Source organism: Streptomyces sp. NPDC031132 (genome assembly GCF_055570595.1).
This window is the reverse complement of sequence record NZ_JBVIGX010000033.1, coordinates 35034-61448: the sequence shown is the minus strand read 5'-3', so window position 1 is coordinate 61448 and position 26415 is coordinate 35034. Positions and strand designations below refer to the sequence as shown.

At 74.3% G+C, this 26415-nt stretch carries 20 protein-coding genes; 8 read left to right on the top strand and 12 right to left on the bottom strand.

Annotated elements, in window-relative coordinates; all coding sequences use genetic code 11:
- Nucleotides 1-14: 14 nt before the first annotated feature.
- The gene (locus ACZ49B_RS32145) at nt 15-779 is read right to left on the bottom strand and encodes a trypsin-like serine peptidase (protein ID WP_468312780.1); all 765 of its coding nucleotides are present in this window, start codon (nt 777-779) and stop codon (nt 15-17) included.
- Nucleotides 780-932: 153 nt separating this feature from the next.
- Between ACZ49B_RS32145 and ACZ49B_RS32140 the strand changes: the two genes are divergently transcribed.
- On the top strand, nt 933-1757 hold the full coding sequence (locus ACZ49B_RS32140) for an alpha/beta hydrolase (protein WP_468312776.1): 825 nt from the start codon (nt 933-935) through the stop codon (nt 1755-1757).
- Nucleotides 1758-1790: 33 nt separating this feature from the next.
- On the opposite strand, the gene ACZ49B_RS32135 is transcribed toward ACZ49B_RS32140, so the two are convergent.
- Nucleotides 1791-3293: a glycosyltransferase family 39 protein gene (locus ACZ49B_RS32135; protein ID WP_468312773.1), complete on the bottom strand. Its 1503-nt coding sequence runs from the start codon at nt 3291-3293 to the stop codon at nt 1791-1793.
- A gap of 160 nt (nt 3294-3453) precedes the next feature.
- On the opposite strand from ACZ49B_RS32135, the gene ACZ49B_RS32130 reads away from it, so the two are divergent.
- Complete coding sequence (locus ACZ49B_RS32130; protein ID WP_468312770.1) at nt 3454-4743, top strand: ATP-binding protein; 1290 nt, start codon at nt 3454-3456, stop codon at nt 4741-4743.
- A 30-nt stretch (nt 4744-4773) separates the two neighbouring features.
- On the opposite strand, the gene ACZ49B_RS32125 is transcribed toward ACZ49B_RS32130, so the two are convergent.
- The 5 genes from ACZ49B_RS32125 to ACZ49B_RS32105 all read right to left on the bottom strand — a co-directional run bounded on the left by ACZ49B_RS32125 (nt 4774) and on the right by ACZ49B_RS32105 (nt 10027).
- Entirely contained in the window at nt 4774-5358 is a 585-nt protein-coding gene (locus tag ACZ49B_RS32125; protein ID WP_468312768.1) for a hypothetical protein, read from the bottom strand.
- Entirely contained in the window at nt 5355-6950 is a 1596-nt protein-coding gene (locus ACZ49B_RS32120) for a serine/threonine-protein kinase (protein WP_468312764.1), read from the bottom strand. Before ACZ49B_RS32120 ends, ACZ49B_RS32125 begins: the two co-directional genes overlap by 4 nt.
- A 151-nt stretch (nt 6951-7101) precedes the next feature.
- Nucleotides 7102-8358 carry a Tm-1-like ATP-binding domain-containing protein gene (locus tag ACZ49B_RS32115; protein WP_468312796.1) on the bottom strand — a complete coding sequence of 419 codons (1257 nt, stop codon included), beginning with the start codon at nt 8356-8358 and terminating at the stop codon, nt 7102-7104.
- Nucleotides 8359-8406: 48 nt separating this feature from the next.
- Nucleotides 8407-8895: an NUDIX hydrolase gene (locus tag ACZ49B_RS32110; protein ID WP_468312761.1), complete on the bottom strand. Its 489-nt coding sequence runs from the start codon at nt 8893-8895 to the stop codon at nt 8407-8409.
- 79 nt (nt 8896-8974) lie between these two features.
- A complete protein-coding gene (locus ACZ49B_RS32105; RefSeq protein ID WP_468312759.1) occupies nt 8975-10027 on the bottom strand; it encodes a cation diffusion facilitator family transporter in 1053 nt (350 codons plus the stop codon).
- A gap of 151 nt (nt 10028-10178) precedes the next feature.
- Between ACZ49B_RS32105 and ACZ49B_RS32100 the strand changes: the two genes are divergently transcribed.
- Nucleotides 10179-12539, top strand: coding sequence for an FHA domain-containing protein (locus ACZ49B_RS32100; protein ID WP_468312756.1), 2361 nt, complete (start codon nt 10179-10181; stop codon nt 12537-12539).
- A gap of 6 nt (nt 12540-12545) precedes the next feature.
- Nucleotides 12546-13229 (top strand): hypothetical protein, encoded by a 684-nt coding sequence (locus tag ACZ49B_RS32095; protein WP_468312753.1) that lies wholly within the window; start codon nt 12546-12548, stop codon nt 13227-13229.
- Between the two features lie 92 nt (nt 13230-13321).
- On the opposite strand, the gene ACZ49B_RS32090 is transcribed toward ACZ49B_RS32095, so the two are convergent.
- Complete coding sequence (locus tag ACZ49B_RS32090) at nt 13322-14611, bottom strand: streptophobe family protein (RefSeq protein WP_468312751.1); 1290 nt, start codon at nt 14609-14611, stop codon at nt 13322-13324.
- Between the two features lie 150 nt (nt 14612-14761).
- On the opposite strand from ACZ49B_RS32090, the gene ACZ49B_RS32085 reads away from it, so the two are divergent.
- On the top strand, nt 14762-16210 hold the full coding sequence (locus ACZ49B_RS32085; RefSeq protein ID WP_468312748.1) for a DUF6777 domain-containing protein: 1449 nt from the start codon (nt 14762-14764) through the stop codon (nt 16208-16210).
- Between the two features lie 42 nt (nt 16211-16252).
- Nucleotides 16253-18319: a SpoIIE family protein phosphatase gene (locus ACZ49B_RS32080; protein ID WP_468312746.1), complete on the top strand. Its 2067-nt coding sequence runs from the start codon at nt 16253-16255 to the stop codon at nt 18317-18319.
- Nucleotides 18320-18344: 25 nt separating this feature from the next.
- Here ACZ49B_RS32080 and ACZ49B_RS32075 read toward each other — a convergent pair whose 3' ends face one another.
- Complete coding sequence (locus ACZ49B_RS32075) at nt 18345-19301, bottom strand: DUF4328 domain-containing protein (RefSeq protein ID WP_468312743.1); 957 nt, start codon at nt 19299-19301, stop codon at nt 18345-18347.
- 202 nt (nt 19302-19503) lie between these two features.
- On the opposite strand from ACZ49B_RS32075, the gene ACZ49B_RS32070 reads away from it, so the two are divergent.
- Nucleotides 19504-22224 (top strand): phosphodiester glycosidase family protein, encoded by a 2721-nt coding sequence (locus ACZ49B_RS32070; protein WP_468312741.1) that lies wholly within the window; start codon nt 19504-19506, stop codon nt 22222-22224.
- A 187-nt stretch (nt 22225-22411) separates the two neighbouring features.
- Here the strand turns inward: ACZ49B_RS32070 and ACZ49B_RS32065 are convergent, their stop codons facing one another.
- From ACZ49B_RS32065 to ACZ49B_RS32055, 3 genes are all read right to left on the bottom strand, one after another.
- The gene (locus ACZ49B_RS32065) at nt 22412-24379 is read right to left on the bottom strand and encodes an ABC transporter permease (RefSeq protein WP_468312738.1); all 1968 of its coding nucleotides are present in this window, start codon (nt 24377-24379) and stop codon (nt 22412-22414) included.
- Nucleotides 24380-24533: 154 nt separating this feature from the next.
- Entirely contained in the window at nt 24534-25349 is an 816-nt protein-coding gene (modA, locus tag ACZ49B_RS32060) for a molybdate ABC transporter substrate-binding protein (protein ID WP_468312735.1), read from the bottom strand.
- A gap of 112 nt (nt 25350-25461) precedes the next feature.
- Nucleotides 25462-25857: a TOBE domain-containing protein gene (locus ACZ49B_RS32055; RefSeq protein ID WP_468312733.1), complete on the bottom strand. Its 396-nt coding sequence runs from the start codon at nt 25855-25857 to the stop codon at nt 25462-25464.
- Between the two features lie 134 nt (nt 25858-25991).
- Here ACZ49B_RS32055 and ACZ49B_RS32050 point away from each other — a divergent pair, with 134 nt between their 5' ends.
- Entirely contained in the window at nt 25992-26408 is a 417-nt protein-coding gene (locus tag ACZ49B_RS32050) for an RNA-binding S4 domain-containing protein (protein ID WP_468312731.1), read from the top strand.
- Nucleotides 26409-26415 lie beyond the last annotated feature (7 nt).

Sequence of the window (26415 nt, the reverse complement as noted above, 5' to 3'; positions counted from 1 at the left end):
CGCCGGGTGGGTCGTCAGCCGGCGGAGACGGCGGCCTCGCGGTAGAGCTCCAGGGCCTGGTCGCGCATCACCGCGCTGTACGAGACGTCCGCGTCCGTGCCGCCGCCCTCGTAGCCGCCGAGGACGCCGGCCACGGCGCCGTCCGCCAGCCAGGGGCTGCCGCTCGTGCCGCCGCTGAGGTCGGGGCAGTCGATCCGGCGCTGGGTCTGCGAGAACAGGCTCGTGGCGTTGGCGCAGTGCAGCGGGGCCTCGTCCGTGCTGGGGTAGCCGAGGATCGTCACCGTCACGTCGTCCGGCTGCTCGGTGGCCACCGGGAAGCCGCCCACCGCGTCCTCGATGCGCCCGGTGCCGCCGTCCGCCGGGGCGACCGTCGCGAAGGCGATGTCCTCGTCCGGGTCCCGCGCGTCCGTCCAGCCCGGGGCGACGTGCACGCCGGTCAGCTTCCACACCCCGTACGGGGCCTTGCCGTCGCGGTAGCCCGGCGCGAACAGCGTGGTGTCCGGGTCGTCCAGGCAGTGCGCGGCGGTGGCGATCACATTGCGGTCGTCGCTGTGCACCACCGCGGCGGTGCAGAAGTGCCCGCCGTCGAGGGCGCCCGCGAAGAGGGCGCCCACCCGTGCCGCCGCCCGGTCGGACCCGGCCTCGGCCGTCACCCCGAGCGGTGGCACGGCCACGGCGTCGGGCAGGTCCACGCTCACCAGGGCGGCCATCGCGGCCAGCGCCAGCAGGATCCGGGACGCCCGCCGGGTACGGGCGCGGTGGGCCGGTCGGGGAAGCATGCACGGGATCATGCACCGAGACTCCCCTCAGAAGCTATGCCCGGAGCCCGGTATTCCATATGAATGCGCTGTGAATCCGGGCTCCGCAGGCGGGGCCGCGCCACACGGGCGAGACTGGCAGAGGCGCCAGGGGGGTCCAGGAGGTGTCCCGCCATGACCGCACAGCGCCGAACGCCCGTGGTGTTCATCCACGGCCTCTGGCTGCATTCGTCGAGCTGGGAGGGCTGGGCCGACGCCTTCAGTGAAGCCGGTTACGAGCCCGTCCTGCCGGAGTGGCCGGGGGTCCCCGGCACCGTGACCGAGGCCCGCCGCCGACCCGACGACCAGGCCGGCGTCGGCCTGGTCGAGATCTCCGAGGCGCACGCCAAGGTGATCCGTGCCCTGCCGGTCCGCCCCGTCCTCGTCGGGCACTCGGTGGGCGGGTTCATCGCCCAGCACCTGCTCGGCCAGGGCCTCGCCGAGGCCGCCGTCGCCATCTGCCCCGGGCAGATCAAGGGCGTCAAGGCCATCGCCCCGGCCCAGGCCAAGTCGACGTTCGCCGTCCTGCACAACCCCGGCAACACCCGCCGGTCCGTCTCGCTGAACCGCGAGCAGTTCCGCTACGGCTTCGCCAACGCCGTCTCCGAGCAGGAGGCCGAGGAGCTCTTCGAGGAGTGGACCATCCCGAGCACCGCCCGCCCGCTGTTCCAGCTGGCCCTCGGCAATTTCACCCCGCACTCCCCGACCAAGGTCGACACGGAGAACGAGACCCGCGGCCCGCTGCTCCTGCTGTCCGGCAGGCTCGACCACACCGTCCCGGACCTGCTGACCCGCTCGACCTACAAGCAGTACCGGCACTCCCACGCGACCACCGAGTACCAGTGCTTCGAGGACCGCGGCCACTCCCTGACCGTCGACCACGGCTGGCCGGACCTGGCCGAGGCCTCGCTCTCGTGGCTGGATTCCCACACCGCGGCGGCCCACCCCCACGCCGCCTGAGCGGCATCGGCGGCCACCGGCGCCCGTACGTCGTCAGCGGCGCTCGTACACGGTCACCCGGCGGCCGCGGACCTGGCGGTCCTCCACCACGGCGAACCGCTCCTTCAGCACCGCCGCCTTCGCCGCGTCCCGCGCGGCCCCCGACGGCTTCGCCACCTTCGCCGCGTCCGTCACCAGCAGGACCCGCCGCTGCCCGAGCAGCGCCGCCCGGATCCGCGCCGGGTCGGCCTCCTCGCCCTTGAGGGTGGCCGAGGCCACGGGACTCCGCTCCAGGGCGACGTCCACCAGCCCAGCGAAGGCTTCCGGGGAAACCAGCGCCGTGTCCCGCCGGGCGGCCGGCACGAACAGCACCGCGTCCCCGGGCCGCCCCAGCCGGGCCACCTCGCCGGCCACCGCCAGCACGTCGTCGACCCGGCTGGCCGGAGCCCGCTTGCCCAGCTCCACCGGCAGCAGCGCCAGCACCGCGATCCCGACCACGCCCGGCACGAGCAGGCCCGCCGCCCTCGGGAACCGGGGCCGGACGGCCCGCACGCCTGCGTCCAGCCCCGCGCCGATCAGCAGGGCCAGGCCCAGCATGCCGAACAGCACGTACCGGTCCAGGAACAGCGGCTGGACGAGGGAGATCCCGATCAGCCCCAGCTGCGGCACCGCCAGCAGCGGCAGCCCCACCGCGGCCGCCGACAGCCGGCCCACGCGCGGCCGGTCCAGCCAGGCCCCGAGGCCGCCGACGGCCAGCAGGATCGCCGGGCCGATCATCATGTGCCAGGTCAGCGGCGGTATCCACGACACCTGGTCGGACTGGCTCCGGCTGAACAGCACCAGCGGCAGCGCCCCCGCGACGGCGCACGCCCCGTACGCCGCCCAGCGCAGCCACACACCGCGGTCGGCCCGCACCCACCACAGCGTCGCCGCGTGCGCGGGCAGGATCAGCAGCGACAGCCAGTTCAGCAGCGCGCACACGAGCACCGCGAGCCCGTACGCCGCCCACCGCGGCCAGACCCGTCGCCCGGGCCGGGGTTCCGGCGGCGCGGACAGCAGCGACACCAGCAGCAGGGTCGACAGTCCGGCACCGGCGGCGACCAGCGCGTACGGCCGGCCCTCCTGGAGGTAGAACTGCACGGCCGGCAGCAGCCCCAGCGCCAGGCCGCCGCCCAGCCCCGCCCAGAAGCCGGCCAGCCGCTGCCCGATCAGGGCCACGCAGGCCGCGGCGGCCGCCACCGCAAGCACCGACGGCAGACGCAGCGTGGCCGTACTCGCCCCGAACAGCTCGAAGAGCCCGTGCATGAGGAGGTAGTACAGGCCGTGCACGGCGTCGACATTGCCGAGCATGTCCAGGATCTCGCCCGCCGACCGCCCGGCCACCTGCCAGGTCGCCGCCTCGTCCCGCCACACGCTGTCCTGCCGGGAGAGCCCCCACAGCCCGAGCCCCAACGTCCACAGGACCGGAACCAGCCACACGATCGTCCGCCGCCCGGCAGCGGACCTCCGGGCGGAGCTGTCGGCGGACCCCTCGGCCTCGGGTATGTGGGAAGTCATGAAACTGATCGGGTCCTCGGTGCGCGGCGCGGGCGGAAACCACCAGTCTATGGACGACGCGGACGGTTTCCGGACCGGCTGTTGTGCACCGCGGAGCGTGATCGCCGGCCCCGACCGCCCCTAGCCTCGCCGCAGGAGCACGAACGAGGGGCGGTACCCGGTGAACTGGCTCATCCACGACTACCGCGAGAGTGATCTCGCCGCTGTCGTCCATCTGATCGACACCACGGCCGAACTCGGCCAGGAGTCCGTCTTCTCGCTCGCCGAATGCATCAGCGCCCTCACAGACCGGCAGCCCTGCGTGGTCGCCGTCCACCAAGGCGTCCCGATCGGCGCCGCCCTCGCCTGCGTCACCGGCGAGCGGGCCTGGGTGATGCGGATCGCGATCGCCGCGGGCTGGCGCGGCCGGGGCCTGGCCAGCGCCCTGCTCGTCGAGCTGGAGCGGCGGCTGATCGCCGCCCGCGTCGGCCGGATCGCGTACGTCCTGCCCGAGGAGGACCTGCTCGGCGAGGGCCTGCTCAACGCCGGCTACACGCGCCAGCCCGCCGTCGCCTACTTCGAGAAGACCGAGCCGCTGCACGGACCGGCGGCCGGCCTCCTCGACGACCTCGGCGGCCGCTTCCTGCCCAACGACCTGTGGACCAAGGTCGCCGGCATGGAGCACGAGAAGGACCTCATAGAACGGCGCGTGGTGCTGCCGCTCGCCGAGCCCGAACGGGCCGCCGCGCACGGCGTGCGGCCGCCGCGCGCCATCACCCTCTTCGGCCCGCCCGGCACCGGCAAGACCACCTTCGCCCGCGCCATCGCCTCCCGGCTCGGCTGGCCCTTCGTGGAACTGCTGCCGTCCCGCCTCGCCGACGAGGGCAATCTGGCCGCCGCACTGCGCGACGCGTTCGCCCGAATCGCCGAGCTGGAGCGGGTCCTGGTCTTCATCGACGAGGTCGAGGAGATCGCGCCCGTGCGCACCGAGCCCGCGCAGCCCGGCGGGATCCACGGGGTCACCAACGAGCTGCTCAAGCTGATCCCCGGATTCCGGGAGGGCGGCGAGCGGCTGCTGGTGTGCGCGACCAACTCCATCCGCTCCCTGGACCCGGCGTTCCTGCGGCCCGGGCGCTTCGACTACCTGATCCCGATCGGCACCCCGGACGCGGGGGCGCGCGCCGCGATCTGGTCCCGCTACACGGCGGGCCGTACGGACGTGGACGTGGCGGCCCTGGTGGCGGCCAGCGAGCTGTTCACCCCGGCCGACATCGAGCACGCGGCGCGGATCGCGGCGCAGGTGTCCTTCGAGCGGGACCTGGAGGCGGTGGGCGCGCGCGGCGCGGCGGCGGCCCAGCTCGGCGCCTCCACGCAGGACTACCTGGCGGCGGTCGCGCAGTGCAGGCCGACGGTCACCCCTGCGATGACGGGCGAGTTCGAGGCGGACATCACCGCCCACGCCAGGTTCTGACCGGGCTGTCGGTCCCCCCGCCGCCGTCTGCTAGCCCGTGCAGCGGTACGTGAACTGCGTCGCCGCGGTGCGCTGCCCGGGCGAGACCAGCTGGAGCTTCGCCTCGGCCGCGTACGTGCCCCGGCCCTGGAAGGTCCACAACAGGTGCAGCCGGGCCTCCTTCCTCCCGCGCGGCACCCGCTCGGTGAGTTGCTCCGACTGCGTGCCGTCGGAGCGGATCCACCGGTACGTGAGGGTCCCCGGCCGCCCGTTGGTCCGTACGACGGCCACCACGTCGGCGGTGGAATCGCAGCCGGGACCCTGCGGGTCGGCGGCGGCGACCGTCACGTCCCGCACCTCGAGGGCCGGGCCGTACCGCTGCCAGGCCAGGTACGCGAGCACCGCGAGCAGGACGACGGCCGCCAGGGTGTACCGGCGCCACTCCCCGCGCCGACGGGCCGGCACCGGCTCCGCGACCACGGGGAACGGCGCCGGCATGGCGGCGGTCACCCCGGGCCCGAACCGCAGCACCGAGCCCTCGACCCGGTCGGGCACGGCCTCCTGCGGCTGCGGCTGCGGCCCGCTGAACCAGTGGCTGCCGAGGACGGTGGCGCTGTAGTCGTCGCTGTCGCTCATGAGATGGTGCACCGCCTGACGAAGACCTGGGAGGTCGAGGAACCGTTGCCGGCGGCGGGCTTGGTGGTGGCCCGCACGCCCCAGTAGCAGCCCGTGCCCGAGAACGTGTGGGCCTGGACGAGCGACGCGGCGCCCGGCTGGTACGTGAGGGTGTCCGGCGCGCCGTCGGGCTTGCCCAGCCTTCCCTCCGCGTCGCCGGTGAACCATTCGAGCACCACCGTCACCGGCGCGGTGCCCGACGCCTTGACGGCCACGGTCGCCTGGCCGAGGGAGTTCCCCGTCTGGCGGACGGTGACGGACACCGCGCCGACGACCACCGACGGCTTCGGCGAGGGCGGCGGGGTGGTGGGCGGTTTCGTCGTCGGCGCCGTGACCGTGGGCGTCACCGTCGGTGAGTAGCTCGGGCTCGGGGTGGGCGACGACGACGCGGACGGGGACGACGAGGGGGAGGGGGACGGAGAGGGGGAGGGGGAGGCGGACACGCTCGGGCCGGGGGCGGGCGTCGGGCCGGTACCCCCGGGGTTCGCGCTGGACGTCGCGAAGGCGTTCAGCGCCGAGGCCCCGCCGGGCTCCCCGCCGACCGCGCTGTAGGTGAGCGCCGTCAGTACGCCCAGGACCAGCGCCGCGCCGCCCGCGATCAGGCCGCGCCGGCCCGGGGCCCAACGCGAGGGGCTCGCGATCGTGGTCGTCGCCACCGCCGTGGTCCCCGCGGCCGGGGCGCCCGCCGAGGGGAACAGCAGCGGCAGCAGCGCGGCCAGCGCGGCGAGCTTGCGCTGCCCGCGCTCCTCCCAGTCCGGCCCGTACGCGGCGAGCGCCACGCCCTCGAGTTCCGCCACGAACGCCTCGGCGTTCTCCGGCCGCTGCTCCGGAGCCTTGGCCAGACCCCGCCGGATCAGCGGGCGTACCGGCTCGGGGGCCTCGGTCTCGGGGACCGGCGCCTCTATGTGCTGGACGGCGAGCTCCGCGAAGTTCTCCCCGGCGAAGGGCTTCCGGCCGGTCAGGCACTCGAAGAACGTCGCCGTGGCCGCGTACACGTCGGCCGCGGGCGAGGCCGGCCGGCCCTGCCACTGCTCGGGTGCCATGTAGGCCGGGGTGCCGGCCACCCCGGGCGTCGTACCGCGGCGCGCCGCGATCCCGAAGTCGACCAGCTTCGAGGAGCCGTCGGGGGCGACCAGTACGTTCTCGGGCTTGTAGTCGCGGTGGACGACGCCCGCCCGGTGCGCCGCGGCCAGGCCCAGCAGCGAGCCCTTCAGCACCACGAGAGCGGCCTCGGGATCGGCCTGCCCGGCCTGCTTCAGCAGCGCCCGCAGGGAGATCCCGTCGACCAGCTCCATGACGATGGCGGCGCCGCCCGGCGCCTCCACATATTCGTACAGCCGGACCACGTACGGGGTGTCCAGTCCGCCGAGCAGGCGGGCCTCGGCCCGGAACTCCCCGACGAACGCGGGGTCCTCGCGCAGCCGGTCGCTGAGGTACTTCACCGCGACCGGCGTGCCTGTGGCCTCGTGGACGGCGAGGACCACGCGGCCGCTGCCACCCGAGCCGAGCTCCCGGACCTGCGCATAGCCGGGCACCGTCCACACGTTCTTCATCGTCTGCCCCCGTCCGTGGCGTCACCGAGCCCCAGGCCCGGTCGCACACCGACCGGCCACCCCCAGGGACACGGTTTCCGCCACGGCCGGTTCCCAACCCTGCCGGGCATCTCGCACGGCGATCGGTCGGCGGTCGGTGGTCAGACGACGGTCACGCCGCGGCCCGCGCCGCGCCGATCATGGCGTGGAGCCGGTCGGCCGCCGCCCTCCCGAAGTCCGGGTCGTTGATGTGGGTGTCGTAGTCGTAGAGCCGGGCGGAACTGCCGCGCAGCCCCTCGCGCAGCGCCGAGAACAGGGCCCGGTCCGCGTCGGGGTCATGGTAGGTGCCGCCCGGCGCACCGAGCGTGGACAGTCCGCGGAGTGGGACGCAGACGGCCGTGGGGCCGGTCGCCGCACGGAGTTTGGCGGCGACCCGGCGGCCGAGCTCCGCGCACTCGGCGGGGGTCGTACGTATCACCGTGATGGACGGGTTGTGTACGTGGACCCGCCGGTAGCGGGCTCGTTCGGGCAGGCTCTCCAGCGGGCCGAACTTCACCATGTCCAGCGCCCCCAGGCTCACCACCTGTGGAATCCCGGCCCGCCCGGCGGCGCTGAGCCGGTCGGGGCCGGCGGTGAGGATGCCGCCGCACAGGTCGTCGGCGAGCTCGCTGAGCGTCAGGTCGAGCACGCCCGCGAAGATGCCCTGCCCGGCCAGGGTCTCCAGGGTGCGGCCGCCGGTGCCGCTGACGTGGAAGACCAGCACCTCGTAGCCGAGTTCGGTCAGGTGCTCGCGGGCGGCGTCCACACCGACGGTGGTGACGCCCGCCATGCTCGCCGCGATCAGCGGGCGGGAGCCGGCGCCGAGCCGGGCCGGTCGGTGCCGGTCCAGCGAGGCCCGTTCGAAGGCCTTGGCCATCCCCGCGGCCGCCTCGACCGCGTTCGCCAGGACCGGAGCGGAGACGCTGTTGATCCCCGCGATGTCCACCACGCTGTACATCATCGCGATGTCCGAGGAGCCGACGTACGGGGCCACGTCCCCGGACGCCATGGACGAGACCATCAGCTTCGGCACGCCCAGCGGCAGCGCGCGCATCGCCCGGGTGGCGATGGAGGTGCCGCCGCTGCCGCCGATGGCGAGCACCGCGTGCAGCCGGCCCTCGGCGTGCAGGCGTAAGAGCGTCGCCTCGGCGCCACGGGCCATCGTGGTCACGGCCGCGCCCCGGTCGGCGGCCGCGCGTAGTTCCGACAGTTCCGTTCCCGCTGCCCGGGCCACCGCTTCGCGCGGTACGTCCGCGGGCACCCGGGGTTCGCCCATGATCCCTGTGTCGACCATGGTCACTTCGACGCCGGTGCGCAGCAGCCTCGCGCGCAGCCAGCCGTACTCGACACCCTTGGTGTCCAGGGTTCCCACCAGCACGACGTTCGTCATATGTGCAATGTCCATGCAGGTGGGGTTTGTTGGCAAGTCAAGGTCGGGTCAACCCTTCAGGAGCCCCAACAGCCTCTCCAGGAAGGGAATTTGAGATTTCGTCAGCTTGCTTTCGGCCACGGGTGGAGTGAACCAGGCCACGCGGTCCAGCTCGGGGAATTCCTGCGTCCGGCCCGAGTGCGGGGGCCACTCCATCGTGAACGTGCCGGGCTCCATCAGCGCCGGATCGAGGTCGGCCCGTACGGCCCAGATCGTCACCAGCTTGCCGCCCGGGATCCGCACCTCGCCCAGCGGGAGGTACGGTCCCTCCGGTGGCGGCAGGCCGATCTCCTCGGTGAACTCCCGGCGGGCCGCGGCGAGCGGGGTCTCGTCCGCTTCGTACTCGCCCTTGGGGATGGCCCAGGACCCGTCGTCCTTGTGCTCCCAGAAGGGGCCGCCCATATGGCCGAGGAGTACTTCGACGGCTTCTTCCCCGGAGGTGCCGGGCTCGGCGGCCGTACGGAACAGGAGCAGTCCGGCGCTGCGCTTCTGCGTCATGCCTGCATGTATGCCCCGGGGGCGGGCGGGTCAGCGCGGCCACCGGCGATCGGCCGGCGGCGCGGCCGTGGACCGGCCGTCAGTGGTCGTGCGGGCCCTGCCGGTGCACCGGGCCGTGCGCGTCCGCGCAGTGCGGGTCGGCCGGGTCCTCGCCCGGGCGGCCGACGCTGAGCAGCGCTTCCTGTACGTGGTCCACCTGGAGGGTGGTGTGCGTGATCCCGTACTCCTTGTCCAGCAGCCGCTCCAGGTCGCGGCGTACGGCGTGGCAGTCGCCGGCCGGTTCGACGAGCACGTGCGCCGACAGGGCCGCCTGTCCGGAGGTGATCGTCCAGATGTGCAGGTCGTGCACCTCGGTGACGGGCGGGTGCCCGACGAGCCGGTCGCCCACCGCGTCCGGGTCCAGGTGCGCCGGCGCGGCCTCCAGGAAGATCCTGCCGGACTCGCGGACCAGCCCGTAGCCCGCCTTGACCATCAGGACCACGACCACGAGCGTGGCGATCGCGTCGGCCTGGACGAATCCCGTGGTGAGCACGATCAGACCGGCGACGGCGGTGCCGATGAAGGCGAACAGGTCGTTCAGGATGTGCTGGTAGGCGCCCTCGACGGCGAGCGAGGAGCGGTTCGCCCTGGAGATGCACCAGGCGGCCGCCACGTTCACGACGATGCCCGCGAGCGCCGTCACGAGGACCAGCCCGCCCGCCACCTCCGGCGGGTCCATCAGCCGCCGGACCGCCTCGTACGCCAGCCAGAGCGCGAGCAGGAGCAGGGTGAGCCCGTTGGCCTGGGCGGAGAGTATCTCCGCGCGCTTGAGGCCGTACGTGAATCCGCCGCGCGCCGGGCGGGCGGCGAGCCGCATCGCGATCAGCGCGAGGACGATCGAGACGGCGTCGGTGAGCATGTGGGCGGCGTCGGAGATCAGGGCCAGGGACTGGGCCACGATGCCGATGACCACCTCGACCGCCATGAACGCGCCGATCAGGCCGAGCGCGATGGCCAGCCAGCGCCGGTCGGCGTCCGCGGAGACGCCGTGGCTGTGACCGCCGTGACCGTGACCGCCGTGGTCGCTCTGACCGCTGTGGTCGTGGCCGGCGGCGTGGCCGTGGTCGTCGTGCGCGTGGTCGTGCCCACTCATGGCGTCCCCCGTTTGTTCGGTTCCGACGCGTGAAGTGAAGCGCACCGTGACGCAATGGGCAAAGGCTGCAACGGGGACCGTTGTCATTACCCATAAGAGGCCGCTGACCTGCGGTTATGCTGGACCGGTCGGATCGTGGGAAAATCTGCTCATGGTCCAGCGCCCCGGTGTGCCGACCGCGCCCGAGCTCGTCCTGGAAACCGACACGGGCTCCACCGCGATGAGCCCGGGCCGGACGTACCACGTCGGCCGGGACCCCCTGTGCGAAATCTGCCTCGACGACGCCCGCGTCTCCTGGCACCACGCGATCCTGCGCCCCGACGGCGACCACTGGACCCTCGAGGACGAGCACAGCACCAACGGAACCTGGGTCGACGGCCACCGCGTCCACGAGTGGAGCATCGGCGTCGGCAGCGAACTGCGCTTCGGCAACGCCTCCGACGGCCCGCTCGCCCGCTGCCTCGGGCAGGCCCCGAACGGCGGCCCCGCCGGCTCCGGGCCGTCCTCGGTGTCCACCCCGTCCCTGACCGGCACCTTCCGCCACCCCACCACCGTGCGCCCGCTCCCCACGCGGACCGCCGTGCGCATCGGCCGCGCCCCCGACAGCGACCTCGTCATCGACGACCTCGTCGTCTCCCGCAGGCACGCCGAACTGCACGCCCTCGCCGACGGCACGTACGAGATCATCGACCTCGGCAGCCACAACGGCACCTTCCTCAACGGCGCCCGCGTCGAACGCGCCCCCGTCACCGAGGGCGACATCGTCGGCATCGGCCACACCGCCCTCTGCCTCGTCGGCGACCAGCTCCAGGAGTACCTCGACACCGGCGAGGTCTCCCTCGACGTCCAGGAGCTCGCCGTCTCCGTCGACCGCGGCCGAAAGACCCTCCTCGACCACGTCTCCTTCCCCGTCGGCGCCAAATGCCTGCTCGCCGTCGTCGGCCCCAGCGGAGCCGGCAAGTCCACCCTCCTCGGCGCCCTCACCGGACTGCGCCCCGCCGACCACGGCAGCGTCCTGTACGACGGACGCGACCTCTACCGCGACTACGCCGAACTGCGCAGCCGCATCGGCCTCGTCCCCCAGGACGACATCCTGCACGCGCAGCTCACCGTCCGCCGGGCCCTCGCCTACGCAGCCGAACTGCGCTTCCCGCAGGACACCGCCCGGGCCGAACGCGAGGCCCGGGTCGACGAGGTGATCGGCGAACTCGGCCTGGGGCAGCGCGCCGACCAGCCCATCCACAGCCTCTCCGGCGGCCAGCGCAAACGCGTCTCCGTCGCCCTGGAGCTGCTGACCAAACCCTCCCTGCTCTTCCTGGACGAGCCCACCTCCGGCCTCGACCCCGGCATGGACCGCTCCGTCATGCACATGCTGCGCGGCCTCGCGGACGACGGCCGCACCGTCATCGTCGTCACCCACAGCGTGCTCAGCCTCGACGTGTGCGACCGGCTGCTGGTCCTCGCCCCGGGCGGGCGCATCGCCTGGTTCGGGCCGCCCGAGGAGGCCCTCGGCTTCTTCGGGTTCGACGAGTGGCCCGAGGCCTTCGAAGCCTTCGAGAACCAGCAGGACCGGGACTGGGCGGGGGAGTACCGCACCGCCCCGCAGCACCGCACGTACGTACAGAACGCCGCGCGGCAGCCCCGGCTCGACGAGGACCGGTCCGGGGCGGCCGGCTTCGTCGCCCCGCCGCCCAAGGCGCAGAGCTGGGGCTCCCAGCTCTCCACGCTGGTCCGCCGCTACGCCGCCGCGCTCAGCGCCGACCGCACCTTCCTCGTCATCATGATCGCCCTGCCGTTCGTCATGGGCGCCATGACCCGGGCCCTGGCCGGCAGCTCCCTCACCAAGGAGACGGCGATCAACGCCCTGCTCATCCTGTGCGTCGGCGGCGTGCTGACGGGCGCCGCCAACGGCGTACGGGAACTGGTCAAGGAGCGCGTCATCTACCAGCGCGAACGGGCCGTAGGACTGTCCAGATCCGCGTACCTGATGTCCAAGGTGGTGGTGCTCGGCGCCATCACCGTGGCCCAGGCCGTGGTGATGACGCTCGTCGGCCTCTACGGAGTGAAGACCAACGCTCCCGGCGGCAAGGGCGTCTTCCTGTCGCCCCTCGTCGAAATCACGATCGCCGTCGCCCTGCTGTCCTTCACCGCGATGATGCTCGGCCTGCTGGTCTCCGCCCTGGTCCGGAAGGAGGAGGTCACCATGCCGCTGCTGGTCCTCCTCGCCATCGTCCAGGTGGTCTTCTGCGGAGCCCTGCTGCAGCTGAACGGCGTGCCGGTGATCGAGCAGCTGGCCTGGCTGGTGCCGTCCCGGTGGGCGCTCGGCGCCATGGCCGGCACCATCGACCTCGGCGCGATCGTCCCCGGGAAGCTCACCGACGACCCGCTCTTCGCACACAGCGCGGGGGTGTGGCTGCTCGATCTCGGGATGCTCGTCGGCCTGTCCGTCCTGTTCGGAGTGCTGGTCCTGCGGCTGCTGCGCCGCCACGAGCCCGCGATCATGCGAAAGTAGGCGTCGATGGCCAACCTGACCGGGCCCTTCGACTTCCAGCCCACGCACGTGGTCCCCCGTGAGGGGCTGCCCGCGTGGGAAGAGCCCGACGTCTCCCGGCCCACCGTGCCCCTGGACCCCTTCCTGCCCGTGCAACTCCTGTCCCGGCGCGGGGAGTGGGGGGAGATCCTGTGCGCCAACGGGTGGTCCGCCTGGGTGGACGGACGGCTCCTGGTCGCCGTGCCGGAGCCGCCGCCGACCGGCGGGCGGCCGGTCACGCACGCCGAAGAGGACCCGATGCCGCTGCTCGCACGCGGCGCCGAGACCCTGCAGCGCTACCGGCACGCCGCCGAGCAACTCGCCGCCGGGCGCACGGACACCGAGGGCTTCCGGCGGGCGACGCAGGGGCTGCGGGTCGGGATCGTCGTCGACGACGAGGCCGTCTGGCTGTACGAGGAGGGCAGCGGACGCTGGATGTACGGCGACGGGATCCGCCTCGCGACGTACGCGGTCGGCACGGGACTGGGAGAACCGGCCGAGCCGGAGCCGCCGGCCCCGCAGACGCACCGCAGGGAATCGCCCGGCGGAAGGGGGGACACGGCAACGGCAGGCGGGCGGGCGCCCGCTGCACCCGGGCGCGCACCCGGCCGGGAACCGGGGCGTGAAGCGGCCGAACCGACGCAGGTCGTGACGCCGCCGGACGGCGGGTGAGTTCGCGGCGCCGGGTGGGTTCGCGCCCGGGTCCTGCCAGGACCGGCAGGCCGACGGGCCGGGGACGGGTCAGCGGGTGATCGTCTGCCGGGTCAGCGGGTGAGGGTCTCGGGCGGCTTCTCGACGAGACCGCGGCGCTGCACCGGACGGGCCAGCAGGGCTCCGAGGAAACCCGCGACCGCGCCCCAGATCAGGGCGAGGCCCACGTTGCGCCACAGCACGGGCTGGAGCTCCGTCTTCGCGCCGAGCATGCCGACGTCGCCGATGCCCAGCAGGGACAGCCCGAACCGGGCCTCGAGGGCGGTCAGCAGGCACACCGTCAGGGTGGCCAGGGCGAGGGCCACGCCCAGGCGGAGCGCGTGCTGCCAGACACGGACGTGCGCGGGGGAGCGCACGGCCGCCAGGAAGCCCGCGCCGAGCAGCAGCACGGCGGCCACCGCCACCAGCCACCAGGCCCGGGAGTCGTGCTGCGCGAGCGAGCCCACGTCGACCCGGGACAGCTTCGGTCCGCGCAGCACCTGGTCCAGCAGCTGCGGCATCGGCAGCCCGAACAGCCCCTCGACCCGGCCGTCCCAGGCCCCGCCGAGGCCCAGCGTGAGCGCGAGCCAGGCGAGGTTCGGCAGGCCGAGCAGGATCACGGCGAACGTGCGGTCCGCGTGGCCCTGCGTGAGCGCCACGACCACGCCGACACCGAGGCCGATGACGACGTACGCGAGGAGCAGCGCCACGGTGGCGAAGGCGGCGGGCCGCACCGCCGCGTGGAAGCGGACCAGCCGGGCCGGGAGCGGCGCCCGGCGCGAGATCAGCAGGGCGATCAGCAACAGGCCCAGGATCCACAGCAGTCCGAAGAACAGCGTCGCGGGCAGGGCGGCCCTGAAGCCGACCGTCGGGGAGGAGTCGAGGAGTTCGCCGAGGTCGGTGACCAGGGAGTCGCCGGTGGAGATGCCGAAGGTCTGGCGGGCGAGGAACGCGACGCCGGTGAGGGCGAGCAGCCACAGCAGCACCAGCGGGACGGTGCGGGAGGCGAGTTCGCCCGGCCGTGTCACCGCACGGTTGTGCAGGGGGCGCAGGAAGAGCGAGCCGGCCGTGAGCGCTCCGGCGAGGCTCACCGAGAGCGGGAGCACGGACAGGCTCGCATGGGCGTCGGCCAGGAAGCCGGCCGCGCCGGTCACCTCGACCGACCCGCCGGCCGCCAGTACGACGACCGCAGCGACCACCCGGGGAAACGCCCCGCCGGGCAGGTCGGTGGCCCCCGCGCAGGCCAGACCCGCCGCGGCGACGGCGGCCATCACCGCGAAGCCCGCCACGACGGCGACGAGGGCGTCCCGCCATGCCCTCGCGGAGCCCCCGGGTACCGAACTCGGTGCTGACGGACTGCTCACCGTGCCACCGTAGGCACGCTCGGCTTGCGGCCACCACCCGAGCGGCGCAGACAATGGTCCGCAAGAGTGCAAGAAATCCTGACATTTCCGCGTTCGAGTCGCGGAGCGTCCACAGGGGGCCGGAACTCCTCCGCCCGGGAAGTAGGGCACGTGACCACGCAACCCTCCGGCCGGGAGCCGCAGGAGCCGACGCAGTCCATACCCCCGTCGGCCGAGCGCCCCGCAGGTCCCCCTTCCGGCCCCCTCTCGGGTGGGCAGGAGGGGCCGCCGCCACCCCCGCCGCCGGCTCCGCCAGGAGGCACGCCGCCGGGGCCGCCGTCCGGCGGCCCCTGGTGGCGGTCCGGGCCCCGGCTGGCCACCGCGCTCGTCGCGCTGGCCGCCGCAGTGGTCCTGGCCGTGGTCCTGACCCGGCCCGGCGGCGCCCCCTCCGCAGGCGGCGAGGTGTTCCTGCAGCCCGCCGCCGCGTCCGGCCCGGACCCGTTCACGGAGTCCACCGCGGCCAAGGACGCCACTCCTCCGCCGCAGACCGCCACACCGGCCGCGCCGCAGAGCGCTGCGCCCACCACCGGCACGATCGAGACGCGCAGCATCAGCGGCTCGGCGCCGGGCCTGTACGGCGGTACGAAGGCAACGGCGAGTTGCGACGTCGAGAAGCAGATCGGGGCGCTGACCGCCCAGCCCGCCAAGAACAGCGCCTTCGCCTCGGCGCTCGGCATCCAGCCGGCGACCGTACCCGGCTACCTGCGCTCGCTCACCCCGGTGCAGCTGGGCATGGACACCCGCGTCACCAACCACGGTTACCGCGACGGCAAGGCCACCAGCTACCAGGCGGTGCTGCAGGCGGGGACGGCGGTACTGGTGGATGCCCGCGGGGTGCCGCGGGTGCGGTGCGCGTGCGGCAACCCGCTCGGGTCCCCGGTGGCGCTGAAGGCCGACCCGAAGCGGTCCGGGCAGCCGTGGAGTTCGTACCGGCCCAAGGACGTCGTCGTCATCGCGCCGTCGGTGACCGTCGTCCAGAAGTTCGTCATCTACGACCGCCACGAGCGGCACTGGTTCGAGCGTGACCGCGCCGACCACCAGGGCAAGCGCGACAAGCCCGTTCCGCCGCCCGTGGTCCCGAAGCCGCCGATCACGCCGATGCAGCCGAGCCCGTCGCTCACGCAGGTCCCGCCGTCACCGGCGCAATCGTCGACGAAGCCCGTGTTCCCACCCGGGCGTCCTTCCGAGACCCCGTCCAAGCCCGAGTCCACGGCGCCGTCGAAGCCCGCGTCCAAGGCGCCCCTCAGGCCCGAATCGCCGACCCCGACGCCGCCCGAGTCCAAGGCGCCGCCCGGGTCCGTCACGCCGTCCGTCTCGCAGCCCGCGTCCGCGCCCGCGTCCTCGAAGGCGTCGGTGACCGCGTCCGTGTCCTCCGCGCCGGCGCCCCCTCCGAGCTCGTCGGAACCACCCTCTCCGGCCCCGCCGTCCCCGGCGGCGCCGGAGCTGAAGCAGAGGTCGAAGCAGCCCGGACCTGACCCGAACACGTCTCCCCGGGCCGGCACCCCGACACCGCCTGCCGTGACGGAGCAGCCCGGAGCCGACGGCGACGCCGGGACCTGACGCGGGCGGGCATCCGTGCGGGAACGGTGAGACCCTGGCTGCATGGCCGAAAGGGGAGCGAGCCCCGAGGTCGACTGGCCCGCGCAGCCGGACATGAGCCTCGCGCTCAATCGCATGGGCACCTTCGACTGGGACCTCGACAGTGGGCAGATGCATCTGGATCCCACCGCCCTCGAGGTCCTCGACCTGCGCCCGGAGGAGTTCAGCGGCACCCCCGAGGGGCTGCGGACGCGGGTGTCTCCCGGCGAGGAGGTCCGGCTCGACAGCCGGGTGGCCCAGGCGCTCAAGGACGGCCGGAGCCACTACGGGGCGTACGTCCGCACCCGGCGCCGCGACGGCACCCCGGCCTGGACCCACATCCAGGGCCACATCCTGCGCGACGCGAACGGCCGCCCGTACCGGATCATCGGGATCCTGCGCGACGCGGCCCACGACCCCGGCGAGCCCGGCGCCGGCGGGGAGCAGGCGGACGACCGGCGCCGGATGACCGGCGTCGTCGAGCGGACCAGCGCCATCCTGGCCCACGCCCGCACCGTCAACGACGTGACCGACGTCCTGAAGGACCCCGAGGCCCTCGGCCACCTCGGCGCGGTCAGCGTGATGCTCGGCATCGTCGACGGCGGCCGCATCCACCTCGTCGCGGAGGGGCAGCTCGGCTCGTACGTCCCGGAGATCGAGTACACCCGCATCGACGCGCAGTTCCCGATGAGCGAGGCCGTACGGCGCCTGCAGCCGGTGTTCCTCGGCTCCCGCGAGGAGTTCCAACAGCGCTACCCGGACCTCTGGCCGTACATCGAGCCGCTGGCCGTGCGCAGCGGCGTCTACCTGCCGCTGATCGCCCAGGGCCGGGCCATCGGCGCGCTCGGGCTGCTGTACACGCGGGACGGGGATTTCACCGCGGAGGAGCGGAACCTGCTCGTCGCCCTCGGCAGCGGCATCGCGCAGAGCCTCCAGCGCGCCATCCTGTTCGAGCAGGAGCACGACCTCGCGGAGGGCCTGCAGCGGGCCATGCTGCCGCGCCGGATCCCGGAGGTGCCGGGCGCGCGGATCGCCGTACGGTACCGGGCCGCCCGGATGGGGCGGGACATCGGCGGCGACTGGTACGACGTGATCCCGCTCGGCGAGGGCCGGGTGGGGGTGATGATCGGCGACGTGGAGGGGCACGACACGGACGCGGCGGCCGTGATGGGCCAGCTGCGGATCGTCCTGCGGGCCTACGTCGCCGAGGGGCACACGCCCGGCACGGCCATGGCCCGGGCCTCGACCTTCCTGCGGGAGCTCGAGACGGAACGTTTCGCGACCTGTACGTACGCCGAGGTGGACCTGAACACCGGCATGCTCCAGATGGTCCGCGCCGGCCACCTCGACCCGGTGGTGCGGCGCGGTGACGGCACCTGCCACCGGGTCCAGGTGGCCGGCGGACTCCCGCTCGGGCTGCCACAGCGCGAGCAGGCGGGAACCGGCTCCGGCTACCCCGTCACCAGCCTCGAACTGCACCCCGGCGACACCCTGGTGCTGTGCACGGACGGCCTGCTCGAACGGTCGGACGGCGACTCCGAGGCCGGCATCCGGGAGCTCATGGAAGCCGTCCACAGCGGCCCGGTCGACGTCGAGGAGCTCGCCGACGTCCTGTGCGACCTCGTCGGCGACGCGGGCGTCGGGGACGACATGGCCCTGCTCCTGCTGCGCCGCCGCGGCACTCCCGCCCCGCGCGGCGGCGGCCCGCTGCGGCTGCGGCTCACCCCGGGAGATCCCGAGGGCCCGGCGATGGCCCGCCACCTGATCCGGGCGGCGGTGGCCGCCTGGGGCGCCGCGGGGCGGGCCGACGAGATCGAACTGGCGGCGGACGAGCTGATGACCAACGCCCTCGTCCACACCGACGGCGGCGGCCACGTCAACGTACGGCTGACCGCGGAGGGCCGGATCCGGATCGAGGTCGAGGACTCCAGCAGTGCCCTGCCGCACCGGCGCGAGGCGGGCGACTGGGCGGTGTCGGGGCGCGGCCTGCTGCTGGTGGACCAGCTCGCGGAGGAATGGGGCGTGGAGCCCCGGGGCGGCGGGAAGTGCGTGTGGTGCGAGTTCGCCGTCCCGGGGCACGCGGCGCCCTGAGACGTCCGGCGGCGGCCTGGCGGGCTCAGACGGCCGCGTACGGGCCCTGCTCCGCCTTGGTGTTCTGCAGGGCCGTCAGCCTGCGGACGAAGACGATGGCGAGGACGGCGGCGCCGACCGTGAACAGGTCGGTGACGATCCCCATGGCGGACGCCGCGCGCAGCGCCTCCGGAGTCTCGGCCCGCTTGTACATCTGGCTGAAGACGCGGTCGAACAGCAGCGAGCCGACCCACAGCGCCCACCAGGCGTTCACGGGCGCGGCGGAGACCTCACGGTAGGAGCCGTCGGGTGCGAGCTGGGTGCTGGCGACCCAGATCTGCTTCGCGATCCGGAACGGCAAGAAGAGGTTGCCGACCGGGATGAACCAGCTGCCGATCGCCCAGCCGCGGGTCTGGGTGAACGCGTCGGGGCGGAAGATCTCGCCGTTCACGCGCACGCGGTGGAACCAGATGACGAAGACGACCGCCGTGGCCAGCAGCATCACGAACTGGAGGACGCCGGCGACGCCGGTCAAAACGTCCCCCTGCTCGAGCGTGCTGTCGCCGACGTTCGACGCGTCCGCGATGAGGCTCTGCATGAGCGAGAAGACGTACCCGCTGATGCCCGCCGAGAACAGGTTGACCACCGCCGCGACCGACAACAGCGCGGTGAGAGCGACCGCCAGACCGCGCGGCGAGCGCAGCACGTCGGTGGTGGGGTGCCGTCCCGGGTAGGGCAGACCCGGGTACGGGCCGACGGGGTGTCCGGGCTGCCGGGACTGCGCGGGGTAGGGCTGCCCGGGGTAGGGCTGCGGGCCGGGGTACGGCTGGGCCGGGTAGGCCTGAGCCGGGTGCGGCTGCGGCGGTGCCGGCTGCGGGTACGGCTGCGCGGCGGGCGACTGCTGCTCGGGCGACGGGGGCTGCGAACAGGGCTGCGACGAGGGCTGCGACGAGGGCTGCGACGGGGGCGGAGTCGGCGGACCCGGCGGCTCGTTGAAGGACATGCGGTGTGTACCCCCCACGGGAACATGTGACGAAGAAGCGGGTGCCCGCTGACCTGCGGCGGGACACGTCCGAACCATGTCAGCCCGACATCCGGCCGCCAAATCCTTATCCGGGCAGGAAGCGGAGCCCGTGCCCCGCGTGACCGGGCGAATGGCTGAAACCGCGGGGCACGAACGGTCGTGCCCGCCCGGAGCGGGCCGAGTGACCGATCCTGCCTGGGTGCTGAGCCTCCGTCCGCTGCTGCCCGTCCTGCTCGCCGTAGCCCTGGTCGGCCCCGCCGAGGCATCTGCCGCCGCGCAGGCCGACGGCCTCGAGACCGCCCGTACCGGCCGGCAGATCGCCCCCGGGATCCGCCTGGAGTCGTACGACCGGCTGGAGACCGACCGCTGGCTGCGGATCGACGAGCTCCTCGTCGACCTCGGCGGGCGCGGCGGCGTCCGCGCCGAGTACCTGGGCGGCCGCGGACCGGCCACCGTCGCCGCGGCCGCCGCCCGCCACCCGGCAGGGCCCGGGCGGCGCGTGGTCGCCGCCGTGAACGGCGACTTCTTCGACATCCGCGGTACGGGCGCGCCGCTCGGCCCCGGCCTGGGCGGCGGCCGGCTGCTGCACTCCGCGACCCCCGGCCCCGGCGCGGCCCCGGCCGTCGGGTTCGGCGCCGACGGCATCGGGCGGGTCCTGCGCATCGCGCTCGGCGGGAGCGTCACCCTGCCCGGCGGGGCGGTGCGCCTGCTCGCCGGGTACAACGCGGCCCGGCCGCCCGCCGAGGGCCTCGCCGCGTACACCGCCGACTGGCCGGGGGCGGAACTGCCCGCCGTGGACGCCGCCGTGACGGTCCGGGAGGGCCGGGTCACGGAGGCCGCCCCGCCGGTACGCAGCCCCGCCCGCCGGGAGCGCCCCGAACCCGGCACCACCGTGCTGACCGCCGCCGGTGGTGCGGCCGCTGCCGAACTCGCTGCGCTGCGGGCCGGGGACGCCGTGGCCGTCGCCGCCCGGGCCGTCCCGGACTCGGGGCCGGTCCCGGTCGCGGCCGTCGGCGGACGCGAGGCCCTCGTCGTGGCCGGCGTCCCGCAGAACCACGACGGCGCATCGAACAACACGGCCGCCCCGCGCACGGCCGTCGGGTTCTCGCGCGACGGCCGGCGGCTGCGGATCCTCACCGTGGACGGCCGCCAGCGGGACAGCGGCGGCCTCACCCTGACCGCGCTGGGCCGCCTGATGCACCGTCTCGGTGCGTACGAGGCCCTGAACCTCGACGGCGGCGGCTCCTCCACCCTGCTCGCCGGGCTGAGCGGGGCGTCGGCGCTCGCGCTGGAGAACTCCCCGTCGGACGGGAAGCTGCGGCCCGTGCCCAACGGACTCGTCCTCACCGCCCCGGCGGGCTCCGGCCGGACCGCCGGCTACCGCGTCGAACCCGTCGGCGGGACCACGGAGGACCTCACCCGGGTCTTCCCCCGGCTCACCCGGACCCTCAAGGCCACCGGGTACGACGCGCTGCTGGGCCCGGCGCCGGGCGCGCCGGTGTGGTCGGCCGAGGGGGCCGGCACGGTCGACTCCGCCGGGGTGTTCCACGCCGTGCGCCCCGGCCGTGCGACGGCGCACGCCCGGCGCACTACGGCGCACGGCGCGCTCCCGCTCGAGGTCCTCGGCCCGCTGACCCGGATCCGGCCCACCCGGGCCCGGATCGGGCTCGCGGCGCAGGGGGAGAGCACGGGATTCCGGCTGACCGGGTACGACGCGCAGGGCCGAGCCGCCGTCGTGGAACCCCGGGACGTGGCCTTGGAGTTCGACCGCTCGCGGTGGCGCGTCACCGATGACGGCCACGGGGGCTTCACCGTCACCGCCCTGGCCCCCCAGGCCACGGGCCACCTACGCGCCACGGTCCGCCCGGGCGGGGCCGCACGCGGCAGCGCGGGCGCGCCTGCCGACGCCGGGGCGCTCGGCGCCGACTCGGGCCTCAGTGCCGAAATCGCCCTGGGTGTCGGGCTGGTGACCCTGCCGGTCACGGATCTGGCCGATGTCGCCGACTGGACAGGACCGGGCGCCTCCGCGGCCCAGGGGCACTCCGGTGCGGGGCTCGCCCTGGACCTGCCCGGGGCCGCGGCCCAGGGGCGCGCCGCCCCGCCCCGGCCCCTCGCCGTCCCGGAGCTCGCCCGTTCGCTCACGCTCTGGGTGGGCGGCGACGGCTCCGGGGCCCGGCCCGCGGTGGAGCTGGCCGACGCCGACGGGGCCGCCGTCACGGTGCGCGGGCCCGTCGTTGACTGGACCGGCTGGCGGGAGCTCACCCTGCCGCTCCCGGCCACCGCCGAGCCGCCGCTCAGCGTGACCCGGCTTTCGGCGGTCGGGGGGACGGGCCCCGGACGGCTGGCCCTCGACACGCTCGGCGCCCGGACCCCGCCCACGGGGCCCGCCGCAGCGCCCGTGCTGCGGGATCCGATCGTGGCCACCGAGGACGGGGTCCGGGCGCAGCCCTGGCGGTTCGCCGTCGGGGGCGAGGACGCCGCTGCCGACTTCGTGCTGACCGGCGCGGACGGGCCGGAGTTCGTGCACCGCGGCGTACGGTTTCTGCCGCTCGACACCACCAAGCCCACCTTGGGGGGCGGCGGTCTGTACCGGATGCGGGCCCTGCGCGAGGCTCTGGCGGCCGCCGCCCGGGAGTCGGCCACGGGCGCGGTGGCCGTCGTACAGGCGTATGCGCCGGACACCGTCGACCGCAAGGAAACGGCCTTGACGGCGCACCTGCTCGCCGAGTTCCGCCGCACGACCGGCAAACGCGCCGCCGTGATCACCCGCGGCGCCCCGGCCTTCGCGGCCGCCCGCTCCGAGGGCGTGCTGTCCGTCACGGCCCCGCGCACCGGACGCACCCTGGTGGGCGTGGACGCCTTCGCCCCGGGGGACTGGCTCGCCGTCCGCCACACCCCCTAGGGGGTGTCTTGCCGATCAGGCCGGATCAGGGAGCGGCGTCCGGTGCGTGCGATCGCAAGGCCGAGGAGGGAGTCGACGCGGTGGGGGCACCTCCCAGCGGTAGCTGGGGGACGTCGGCGAGTGACGAGAACGCGGCGAGCGCGCGTTGCCGGACGCCGCGAGCCCGGCCTGATCGACAAGACGCCCCCTAGAGCTCCACCAGCGTGACCTCGGTCGCCTTCACGCTCGTCCAGACCTTCGAGCCGTCGACCAGGCCCAGTTCGGCCGCGGCCTCCGGGGTGATCTCCGCCACCAGGTCGGGGGCCTCCGCCGAGCCGACCAGCACGCGCAGTCGGCTCCCGACCGCGGTGATCTCCCGTACGGAGCCCTGCCAGACGTTGCGGGGACTGCCCGCCGGGCGGTCGCGGTGCACGGACACCGCCTCGGGGCCGATGATCGCCAGCGCCCGGGACCCCTCGGGCAGCGGCTCCGCCACCACCAGCCGCCCCCGGGCGGGCAGGACGAGCCCGTCGGCCGACGCCGTGCCGGACCAGGCGTTGCGGCCGAGCATCCGGGCGACCCAGGGGGAGCGCGGGTGCCGGGTGACCTCCGAGGGCGGGGCGTCCTGGAGGGTGCGCCCGTCGGCGAGTACGAGGACCCGGTCGGCCAGCGACACCGCCTCGACGGGGTCGTGCGTGACGATGAGGCAGACCCCGCCGAAGCCGGCCAGGTGCGTGCGCAGGGTGTGCCGGACGCGGGCCCGGGTGGTCTGGTCGAGTGCGGCGAGCGGCTCGTCGAGGAGCAGCAGGCGGGGCCGGGTGGCCAGGGCACGGGCCAGGGCGACGCGCTGGGCCTGGCCGCCGGACAGCTGGGCGGGCTTGCGGTGGGCGAGGTGGCCGACGCCGAGCCGGTCCAGCCACTGCTGGGCCTCGCGGCGGGCCTCGGCGCGCGGCACCCGGCGGGCGCGCAGCCCGTACGCGGTGTTGGCCAGCGCGCTCAGGTGCGGGAACAGCGCGCCGTCCTGCGGGACCCAGGCCACCTGGCGCTTGTGCGGGGGCAGCGCGGTGACATCGGTGTCACCGAGCCGCAGTTCGGCATGGGCGCGCGGTGTGAGGCCGAGGAGGGCGCGCAGCAGGGTGGTCTTGCCGGCGCCGTTCTCGCCGACGACGGCGATGGTGGTACCGGGGTCGGCGTCGAGGGTGAGCTCGTTGAAGCCGGTGACGACGGCGTGCAGGGGCCAGCGGCCGTCGTCGTGGGGGGCGCCGGGCTCCTCGGCGTGCAGGGCGGCCGGGACCGGAGCCGGCGGCGTCCGCTCGGCTTCGGGGGCGGCGGCCGCCGCCTCGTCCTGGAGCTGCGGAGCTTCGGCGGGCGTACGGGCGACCGGGGTGCCGGTCCAGCGGCCGCGCAGCGCGATCAGTACGGCCATGGCGATCACGAGCAGCAACAGGGACACGGAGGTGGCGGCCTCCGGCTGGTCCTGGAGCAGGAGGTAGACCTGGAGCGGCAGCGTCTGGGTGGTGCCGGGCAGGTTTCCGGCGAAGGTGATCGTCGCGCCGAATTCGCCGAGCGCACGGGCCCAGGTGAGCGCGGCGCCCGCGATCAGGCCGGGCGCCACCATCGGCAGCGTGACGGTGAAGAACACCCGCACCGGCGAGGCGCCGAGGGAGGCGGCGGTCTCCTCGTAGCTCTGCTTGAGCCCGTCGAGCGCACCCTCCAGGCTGATCACGAGGAACGGCATGGCGACGAAGGTGGCCGCGACGACGGCGCCTGACGTGTGGAACGGCAGGGTGATGCCGAACGTGCCCTCGAGCCAGGGCCCGAGCAGCCCGCGCCGGCCGAAGCCCAACAGCAGCGCCACACCGCCGACGGTGGGCGGCAGCACCATCGGGAGCAGCACCAGCGAGCGGACGAAGGCCTTGCCCTTGAACGGGACACGGGCCAGCAGCCAGGCGAGCGGCACGCCGAGGAGCAGCGAGAGACCGAGCGCCCACAGGGAGACGAAGAGCGAGAGGCGCAGTGCCTGGACCACACCCGGGCTGGTGAGGTGGGCGCCGAGTTCGCCCCACTCGGTGCGGGTGAGGATGCCGATGAGGGGCAGCAGCAGGAACGCGACGGCGAGCAGCGCGGGGAGCGCCAGGGTTACGGGGGGCCGGGTGCGGGTGCGGTGTCTGCTCATGTGGATTCCTGGCTGAAGCGTACGGGGGGACGGGCACGGGGGCCTGGCGGGCGATACGCCGAAAGGGACCGCCTGTCCCCCCGGACCAGGCAGTCCCTTTCGATCATTGCGGCTGCGGCTGCGGCTGCGGCTGCGGCTGCTTCTGCGGTGCCGGTTACGCCTTCTGGAAGCCCGCGTCCTGGAGGATCTTCTGCGCCTCGGGGGTGCTCAGCCAGGCCACGAACGCGGCGGCGGCCTCGGCGTTCTTGGACGCCTTGAGGGTGGCGGCCGGGTAGGAGGCCACGGCGTTCTCGGCGTCCGGGATGTCCACGACGGAGACCTTGTCACCGGACTTGAGGGTGTCGGTCTTGTAGACGAGGCCGGCGTCGGCCTCACCGAGCTCGACCTTGCTCAATACGGCGCGCACGTTGGGCTCCTGGGAGACCGGCTTCACCTCGATCTTCTGGGCGTCGAGGATCTGCTTGCTGTAGCGGCCGACCGGGACCTCGGGCGCGGCGAGCACGACCTTGATCTTGCTGTCGGCCAGGTCCTTCAGCTCGTCGACCTTGAACGGGTTGTCCTTGCCGGCCGCGATGACCAGGCGGTTCTTGGCGATGATCGACGAGGCGTCGGTCTCGGTCTTCAGGCCGTCCATCGTCTTGGTGTCGGCGGTGACCAGCGCGTCGGCCGGGGCTCCCTGCTTCACCTGGGCGGCGAGCTCCTGGGAGCCGGCGAAGGAGAAGGTGACCTTCGTGCCCGGGTGCGCCTTCTCGTACGCGGCACCCGCGGTCTTGAAGACGTCGGTGAGGGAGGACGCGGCGAGGACGGTGAGGTTCGCCGCCTTGGGCTCTGCGGAGGCGGAGGCCGAGGCGGAAGCCCCGGTGTCGGCGGCCTTCTCGTCGCTGCTGCCGCAGGCGGACAGCGCGGGCACGAGGAGGGCGGCGGTCAGCGCGGCGGCAACGGCACTGCGGCGGTTCAAGGTCGGGGACATGCGCTGGTGCTCCTCGGTCGGGTCGGCGGCCGGCCGGGTGCCGGGACCGCGCGATGGTGACCCGCGCCGGTGACGGGCGGAGCGGGTGGGGACGTGTGCTGGTGCTGGACGGTCAGGTGCGGTCGATGTGCACGCTGGTGGACTTCACGCGGGCGGTGGCCTGCATGCCGACCTCCAATCCGAGCTCCTCGACGGCCTCACGGGTCAGGAGGGAGACCAGGCGGTGGGGACCTGCCTGGATCTCGACCTGGGCGGCCACGTCTCCGAGCTTCACGGCGGTGACGATGCCGGGGAAGGCGTTGCGGGCCGAGGTGTACGGCTCCTCGTCCTCGGTGTGGGCGCCCTGTCCCACCTCCACGGAGAAGGCGGCCAGGTCGCGGCCGTCGATCAGTCGCCGGCCGGAGTCGTCGCGATGGGTCGCGACCCGGCCGGCGTCGGCCCAGCGGCGGGCGGTGTCCGGGCTGACGCCCAGCAGGCGCGCCGCCTGTCCGATGGTGTAGGACTGCATGTGCGACAAGGTAGGGGCACCTGTCCCGCATTTGCAATTCCCTTGGGGAGATGCACATGGCAGATGCCATGGCTCTCGGCGAATCCGCCAAAATGCATTCCGCCGTAGGCGGGCCGGGTGGCTAAAGTTTTGGCATGGCTGATGAAGCAACGGGAACGGGCGCGGGGACGGACGCGGGCACGGGAACCACGGGATCCGCCCGGGTGGACGCCTGGATCTGGTCGGTCCGCCTGACGAAGACCCGCTCGGTCGCGGCGACCGCCTGCCGGGCGGGCCATGTGAGGGTCAACGGTGAGCGCGCGAAGCCGGCGCAGGTGGTGCGGGCGGGGGACGAGGTGCGGCTGTTCCACGCGGGGCGCGAGCGCATCGTCGTCGTCAAGCGGCCGGTGACGAAGCGGGTCGGTGCGCCGGTGGCCGCGGAATGCTTCGTCGACAACAGTCCGCCGGCGCCGACGCGCATCGAGGCCGAGGTGGTCGGCGTCCGCGACCGCGGCACGGGCCGCCCCACGAAGCGCGACCGCCGCGAAATCGAATCCCTCCGCCGCCGCTGACCGGGCC

Bases quoted from the DNA above. Each gene is read 5' to 3' on its own strand.
- ACZ49B_RS32120 (WP_468312764.1), bottom strand. From the start codon at position 6,950: ATGAAGAACGTGTGGACGGTGCCCGGCTATGCGCAGGTCCGGGAGCTC.
- ACZ49B_RS32115 (WP_468312796.1), bottom strand. From the start codon at position 8,358: ATGACGAACGTCGTGCTGGTGGGAACCCTGGACACCAAGGGTGTCGAG.
- ACZ49B_RS32065 (WP_468312738.1), bottom strand. From the start codon at position 24,379: ATGAGCAGACACCGCACCCGCACCCGGCCCCCCGTAACCCTGGCGCTC.
- ACZ49B_RS32055 (WP_468312733.1), bottom strand. From the start codon at position 25,857: ATGCAGTCCTACACCATCGGACAGGCGGCGCGCCTGCTGGGCGTCAGC.
- ACZ49B_RS32075 (WP_468312743.1), bottom strand. From the start codon at position 19,301: ATGTCCTTCAACGAGCCGCCGGGTCCGCCGACTCCGCCCCCGTCGCAG.
- ACZ49B_RS32135 (WP_468312773.1), bottom strand. From the start codon at position 3,293: ATGACTTCCCACATACCCGAGGCCGAGGGGTCCGCCGACAGCTCCGCC.
- ACZ49B_RS32095 (WP_468312753.1), top strand. From the start codon at position 12,546: ATGGCCAACCTGACCGGGCCCTTCGACTTCCAGCCCACGCACGTGGTC.
- ACZ49B_RS32110 (WP_468312761.1), bottom strand. From the start codon at position 8,895: ATGACGCAGAAGCGCAGCGCCGGACTGCTCCTGTTCCGTACGGCCGCC.
- ACZ49B_RS32145 (WP_468312780.1), bottom strand. From the start codon at position 779: ATGCTTCCCCGACCGGCCCACCGCGCCCGTACCCGGCGGGCGTCCCGG.
- ACZ49B_RS32105 (WP_468312759.1), bottom strand. From the start codon at position 10,027: ATGAGTGGGCACGACCACGCGCACGACGACCACGGCCACGCCGCCGGC.
- ACZ49B_RS32050 (WP_468312731.1), top strand. From the start codon at position 25,992: ATGGCTGATGAAGCAACGGGAACGGGCGCGGGGACGGACGCGGGCACG.
- ACZ49B_RS32140 (WP_468312776.1), top strand. From the start codon at position 933: ATGACCGCACAGCGCCGAACGCCCGTGGTGTTCATCCACGGCCTCTGG.
- ACZ49B_RS32100 (WP_468312756.1), top strand. From the start codon at position 10,179: ATGGTCCAGCGCCCCGGTGTGCCGACCGCGCCCGAGCTCGTCCTGGAA.
- modA (WP_468312735.1), bottom strand. From the start codon at position 25,349: ATGTCCCCGACCTTGAACCGCCGCAGTGCCGTTGCCGCCGCGCTGACC.
- ACZ49B_RS32080 (WP_468312746.1), top strand. From the start codon at position 16,253: ATGGCCGAAAGGGGAGCGAGCCCCGAGGTCGACTGGCCCGCGCAGCCG.
- ACZ49B_RS32125 (WP_468312768.1), bottom strand. From the start codon at position 5,358: ATGAGCGACAGCGACGACTACAGCGCCACCGTCCTCGGCAGCCACTGG.